This window comes from Pusillimonas sp. (genome assembly GCF_035515275.1).
Classification (GTDB): Bacteria; Pseudomonadota; Gammaproteobacteria; order Burkholderiales; family Burkholderiaceae_B; genus Pusillimonas.
Genome location: NZ_DATJBQ010000042.1, coordinates 1 through 5,799, shown reverse-complemented (window position 1 = coordinate 5,799; position 5,799 = coordinate 1). Strand labels below are relative to the sequence as shown.

7 protein-coding genes are annotated in these 5,799 nt (G+C 58.7%); all 7 read right to left on the bottom strand.

Features of this window, described 5'->3' with window-relative positions; all coding sequences use genetic code 11:
* Window positions 1-448: EAL domain-containing protein (locus VL003_RS02840; protein ID WP_325439374.1), on the bottom strand; the 448-nt coding region annotated here is incomplete at its 3' end.
* A 141-nt stretch (window positions 449-589) separates the two neighbouring features.
* Entirely contained in the window at window positions 590-1,156 is a 567-nt protein-coding gene (sufT, locus tag VL003_RS02835) for a putative Fe-S cluster assembly protein SufT (RefSeq protein ID WP_325439372.1), read from the bottom strand.
* Between the two features lie 10 nt (window positions 1,157-1,166).
* A complete protein-coding gene (gene sufU / locus VL003_RS02830; protein ID WP_325439370.1) occupies window positions 1,167-1,622 on the bottom strand; it encodes a Fe-S cluster assembly sulfur transfer protein SufU in 456 nt (151 codons plus the stop codon).
* Complete coding sequence (locus tag VL003_RS02825; RefSeq protein WP_325439368.1) at window positions 1,619-2,878, bottom strand: aminotransferase class V-fold PLP-dependent enzyme; 1,260 nt, start codon at window positions 2,876-2,878, stop codon at window positions 1,619-1,621. The genes sufU and VL003_RS02825 overlap by 4 nt, the downstream gene beginning before the upstream one ends.
* Window positions 2,875-4,185, bottom strand: a complete 1,311-nt coding sequence (sufD, locus tag VL003_RS02820; RefSeq protein ID WP_325439365.1) for a Fe-S cluster assembly protein SufD — start codon at window positions 4,183-4,185, stop codon at window positions 2,875-2,877. The genes VL003_RS02825 and sufD overlap by 4 nt, the downstream gene beginning before the upstream one ends.
* Window positions 4,182-4,952 carry a Fe-S cluster assembly ATPase SufC gene (sufC, locus tag VL003_RS02815; protein ID WP_325439364.1) on the bottom strand — a complete coding sequence of 257 codons (771 nt, stop codon included), beginning with the start codon at window positions 4,950-4,952 and terminating at the stop codon, window positions 4,182-4,184. The genes sufD and sufC overlap by 4 nt, the downstream gene beginning before the upstream one ends.
* 13 nt (window positions 4,953-4,965) lie before the next feature.
* A partial coding sequence (gene sufB, locus VL003_RS02810) for a Fe-S cluster assembly protein SufB (protein ID WP_325439362.1) occupies window positions 4,966-5,799 on the bottom strand: 834 nt, incomplete at its 5' end.

Below are 5,799 nucleotides of genomic sequence, written 5' to 3'. Positions count from 1 at the left end.
CAGAGTCCAGTGCCGAATGCTCGGTCAGCTCGAACACAATATCGCTCGGCGCGAGCCCGTACCGGGCCAGGTCGTCCTTCAGGTCGGCCTCATGGGCTCGGGAAGACAATGAAGCGGGGCTGATGTTAAGGAACAGCTTGCCGGGCAGGCTGAGTGCGACAAACTGCGCCGCCAGAATCTGGCAACATAAAATCTCAAGTTCGGTGGTACGACCGGTTTCGGCCGCAACGCGAAACAGATCCACCGGCATGTGCAAGGGCCCATGCAACGGCCCCCGAATAAGGCCTTCGTAACCGATAAGGCCACCCAAGCGCAAATCGATGATGGGCTGGAAGACGGGAATAAGGCTGCGCTTATGCAGTATTTCGGCAAGACAGTCGCGCCGAGCCATATCGCTGCGCGGGTCCGCGAATACCTCGGGTTGAACCAAAACCCTATGTATAGACATAGATGCCGCCTCTCACAATGCCACCTTCCTGTACCGAATTCCTTAGCAAACCGCGAGACTATAGCCGGCTTACATGTAAAAGGAATGACAGCAGGTAATTAATTATCTGCCTGATCAGCCAAAGTGGCAAGGGGATTGACGCTACATCAGGCCTAGCTCAAGCTTGGCGTGCTCGCTGATCATTTCTCGGCTCCAGGGCGGATCCCAGACGAGATCCACACTAACGTCGTCGACCCCCGCGATGGACAGGAGCTTGGCGCGGGCCTCGTCAGCAATAAAGGTGCCCATGCCGCAACCGGGAGCGGTAAGCGTCATGTCGACCTCGATACGAAACTTATCGGGATCTGCAGTGGGAACGACTTCGCAGCGATACACCAGCCCCAGATTGACGATGTCGACCGGTATTTCGGGGTCATAGCAGGTTGCGAGCAGTTCCAGCGCCGACGCCTCGATGGACTCAGCGGTAACGGGGCCCGTGGCAGCCGGCACAGAAGGCGCCTCGATCGGCTCAAGACCCAGGGCGTCGGCATCACGTCCTTCGATACGATACAGATTGCCCTCTACATAGACGGTGTAACTGCCCCCCAGTTGCTGGGTGATCTGCGCTTTACAGCCCTCTTGAATGGTAACGGGTTCGCCGAAAGGCACCGATACCGCCGGGCAATCGCGACTGACGATGACTTCGTTGGGTCGTTGATTGTGATACATAAGTGTCGCCTTACTCGGTTTTGGCCTTGTCCGCCACGCCGGCCAGGGCGTTATGCAGGGTGTGCCAGGCCAGCGTGGCGCACTTGACTCGCACAGGAAACTCTTTGACGCCGGACAAGACCTGCAGCTTGCCGAAATCACGGTCTTCGGGCTGGCTGTCGGTAAGCATGGTGTGGAAATCGCGAAACAGGGACTCTGCCTCGTTGACCGACATGCCCTGCACGGCTTCTGTCATCAGTGACGCCGATGCGGTTGAAATGGCGCAGCCCTGCCCCAGAAAGCTGGCTTCGGCCACCACGCCGTCTTCTACCCGTACATAGACGGTCAGCTCGTCGCCGCACAGCGGGTTGTGCCCTTGCGCCACATGGCTGGGTCGCTCCATGCCATGGTAATTACGCGGGCTGCGGTTGTGGTCAAAAATGACTTCCTGGTAAAGCTCGCGAAGATCGGGTTGCATGTCGCTCATGAGACCTCCGTAATGCCGAACAAGGCCTGCGCCTTGCGCACCCCTGCCACCAGCGCGGCGACGTCGTCGGGCCCGTTATATAAGGCGAACGACGCGCGCGCCGTACCCGGAATGCCGAACTGCGTCATGATGGGCATGGCGCAATGATGACCTGCACGGATGGCAACGCCTTCGGAGTCCAGGATGGTGCCCAGGTCGTGCGGATGTATGCCCTTGATAACAAAAGATAATATTCCCGCCTTTTCTGCCGCGGTTCCGATCAGCCTGACCCCGGGCAACGCCGACACCTGCTCGGTGGCCAGGTCAAGCAACCATTGCTCGTGCGCAGCGATGCGGTCCAGCCCCACACCCTGTACATAATCGATGGCCGCGGCCATGCCGATTACCCCGGCGATATTGGGGGTGCCCGCCTCGAACCGCTGCGGCGCATCAGCGTAGGTGCTTTCTTCGAACCGAACGGTATGAATCATGTCGCCACCGCCCTGCCAGGGCGGCATGGCCTGAAGCAAATCGAGTCGGCCGTACAACACGCCTATGCCGGTCGGACCATACAGCTTATGCGCCGAGAAAGCGTAGAAATCGCAGCCCAGCGAGCGAACATCGACGTTCTGATGTGCCACCGCCTGCGCACCGTCCACCAGTATCAGCGCACCGGCCTCATGAGCCAGATGCGCGATCGCTTGAATGGGATTGACGGTGCCGAGCGCATTGGACACATGGGCAACACACACCAGGCGCGTACGCGGGCCAAGCAAGGCTGCATACTGATCCATGATCAGTTCACCGCGCTCGTTAATGGGTGCAACCTTGAGTTGTGCGCCGGTTTCCTTGCACAGCATCTGCCACGGCACAATATTGGAATGGTGCTCCATACCCGTGATAAGGATTTCGTCGCCCGTCTTGATATTGGCTCGGCCCCAGCTTTGGGCAAGCAGATTAATGGATTCAGTGGTGCCTCGGGTAAAGATGATTTCTTCATTGTGCTTGGCATTCAGAAACTCCTTTACCGTTTTCCGACCGGCTTCATACAGGTCGGTGGCGTGTTGAGACAGCCAGTGCACACCGCGATGAATGTTGGCATTCGATTGCTCGTAAAACTGCACTTCGGCCTGAATGACCGATTGCGGCTTTTGTGTCGTGGCGCCGTTATCAAGATAGACCAACGGTTTGCCATGAACCGGACGAGCCAGAATGGGGAAATCGCCCGCCAGGTTCAATGCAACGTCGGCAAGCGGCATGGAACGAGGCGCATTCATGAGATTTCTCCGAGCAAGTGACCGCCCGGAAGCAGGCCTTGGACTGTCGAGGCAATTCGCCGACGCATAGGTTCGAGTCCGATACGCTTGACTGCCTGAGCCGCAAAAGCGTAGGTCATGACACCCTGGGCATGCGCCTCTGAGAGCCCACGTGAACGCAAATAGAACAGACTTTCTTCTTCGATCTGCCCCACCGTTGCGCCGTGGGCGCACTTGACGTCGTCAGCGTAGATCTCGAGTTCGGGTTGGGTGGTGACACGCGCGGTACGAGACAATAAAAGGTTGTCCGAGCGCTGCACCGCATCTGTGCCGTCGGCACCAGGCCTGACCTGAATGCGCCCGGTAAACACGCCCTGCGCGGAGTCGGCCAAAATACCGCGGTAATGTTCCTGGCTGGTGCTGTCGGGCTGGGCATGGTCGATACGGGTGTGATGGTCGACGTGCCTGCGTCCATCGGCATAGAACAAGCCATTGAGCAAGGTGTGGCAACGCGGCCCGTTAAATCGGGTGGAAATATCGTTACGCGCCAGACGCGCCCCAAAAGACAGCGAATGCGACTCGTACGTCGAGCCCTGTTCTTGCTGGATATCGATGCTGGCCAAATGAAAAGCCTGCTGGTGTTCTTGTTGCAGCTTCAGGTGCGTAAGCCGGGCGTCGCGCTGGACGTAGCCAAGCAACGAGGCGTTGGTCAGTGTGGCCGATTCGGACGTTCCCACGTAATGTTCAACCAGCACCGCTTGCGCGCCCTGCCCCAATAACGCCACATGACGCGGAAAGCTCGCCGCCAGGGGGCTGGACGCGACATGAACCACATGCAATGGCTCGGGCAGCGACACCCCTGCGGTTATTTCCAGAAACACGCCGTCGGCCGCCATGGCAAGGTTCAGCGCCTGCGGCGAGCCGCCCTGATCGGCTTGGCCCAACACCTGTTCGAGCCGTTCGGGGTCGCCCGCCATGACCTGTGCCAGGGGCGCAATGCAAACGCCCGCAGGCAGGTCGGCAATACGTGACAAGCCTGCGGCAAACCGTCCGTCGACGAAGACCATCCAGTGCCCACCCTGACCCTGAGCGTAAGCATTCAAGCTGAACGTGGAGGCGCCGCCGACCGTTCCGGTGAACTGATGCTGCTGCATGAACCCCAACGAAGTATGACGCCAGTCGGGGTGCCTGGTCGTGGGCCATCCCTCGGTCATGAAGCGTTCAAGGGCATTGCGGCGCAGCCCGGACAACCAGGGCACCTTCGCGCCGGGCAACTGCGGCGCCTGTGCTTGCGCCAGGTCAAACCACGACTGCAAATGCTCACTCATGCGCCGGCCTCCTTACCTTGCGCGGCTTCTTTCTGAATCCAGCCATAACCGCGCTCTTCAAGCTCGACCGCTAGCTCGCGCCCGCCGGACCGGACGATGCGGCCACCTGACAGCACATGAACGTAGTCGGGCACGATGTAATCAAGAAGACGCTGGTAGTGAGTGATGACGATCAAGGACCGGTCTGGCGAACGCAAGCGGTTCACCCCTTCGGCCACGATGCGCAATGCGTCGATATCCAGGCCGGAGTCGGTTTCGTCCAGTACGGCCAGGCGTGGCTGCAACAAGGACATTTGCAAAACCTCGTTTCGTTTTTTCTCGCCGCCCGAGAAACCCTCGTTGACGGAGCGGTAAAGAAACTCTTCTTTCATGCGTACGGTTTTCATTTCGGCTTTGATGAGCTTCAGGAAATCCATCGCATCGAGTTCTTTCTCGCCGCGATGTCGCCGTACTGCATTGACTGCGGCTCTGATGAAATAGGCGTTTGAAACACCGGGAATTTCGATCGGGTACTGAAACGCCATGAACAAGCCGTCGCGGGCACGCTCTTCGATGGGCATATCGAGCAGGTCTTTGCCGTCCCAAGTGACGGAGCCCTGTTGAACCTGGAAGCTTTCGCGCCCGGCAAGCACCTGGGCCAGCGTGCTTTTCCCGGATCCGTTGGGCCCCATGACGGCGTGCACTTCGCCGTCCTTGACGGAAAGATCGAGGCCTCGCAGTATCTGTTTTTCGCCGACCTTCACGTGTAGATTCTTGATTTCCAACATTTTGGTGCTCTCCTTAACCGACGCTGCCTTCAAGGCTGACGCCCAACAATTTTTGTGCTTCGACCGCAAATTCCATGGGAAGCTCTTTGAAGACCTCTTTGCAGAAACCGTTCACGATCATGGACACAGCGTCTTCGGCTGACAGGCCGCGCTGCATTGCGTAAAAAAGCTGGTCTTCTCCGACCCGCGAGGTGGTCGCCTCGTGCTCGATGTGAGCCGACGGGTTCTGCGCCTCGATGGTGGGAAAGGTGTGCGCCGCACATTCCTTGCCGATCAGCAAGGAATCACACTGGGTGTAGTTGCGAGCGTTCTCGGCCTTGGGCGTAATGCGGACCAGCCCCCGATACGTATTGCTGCCATGGCCCGCCGATATGCCCTTTGAGATGATGGTGCTGGATGTATTGCGCCCCATATGGATCATTTTGGTACCGGTATCGGCTTGCTGACGGTGGTTGCTCAGCGCCACAGAGTAGAACTCGCCCACAGAATCGTCGCCCCGCAAGATGACGCTGGGATACTTCCAGGTAATGGCCGAACCGGTTTCCACCTGAGTCCACGAAATGCGCGAGCGCGCACCGCGACAGTCGCCGCGCTTGGTCACGAAGTTATAAATACCGCCCTTGCCGTCTTTGTCACCCGGGTACCAGTTTTGCACGGTAGAGTATTTGATCTTGGCATCGTCCAGGGCAATCAGTTCGACCACGGCGGCGTGCAACTGGTTTTCGTCGCGCATGGGTGCCGTACAGCCTTCAAGGTAGCTGACGCTGGCACCCTCTTCGGCAATGATCAAGGTACGCTCGAACTGGCCGGTGTCGCGGGCATTGATACGAAAATAGGTGGACAGCTC

What these genes read in the sequence shown, in the direction of transcription:
- sufD (WP_325439365.1), bottom strand. Translation starts at nt 4,185, where the DNA reads ATGAGTGAGCATTTGCAGTCGTGGTTTGACCTGGCGCAAGCACAGGCG.
- sufU (WP_325439370.1), bottom strand. Translation starts at nt 1,622, where the DNA reads ATGAGCGACATGCAACCCGATCTTCGCGAGCTTTACCAGGAAGTCATT.
- VL003_RS02825 (WP_325439368.1), bottom strand. Translation starts at nt 2,878, where the DNA reads ATGAATGCGCCTCGTTCCATGCCGCTTGCCGACGTTGCATTGAACCTG.
- sufT (WP_325439372.1), bottom strand. Translation starts at nt 1,156, where the DNA reads ATGTATCACAATCAACGACCCAACGAAGTCATCGTCAGTCGCGATTGC.
- sufC (WP_325439364.1), bottom strand. Translation starts at nt 4,952, where the DNA reads ATGTTGGAAATCAAGAATCTACACGTGAAGGTCGGCGAAAAACAGATA.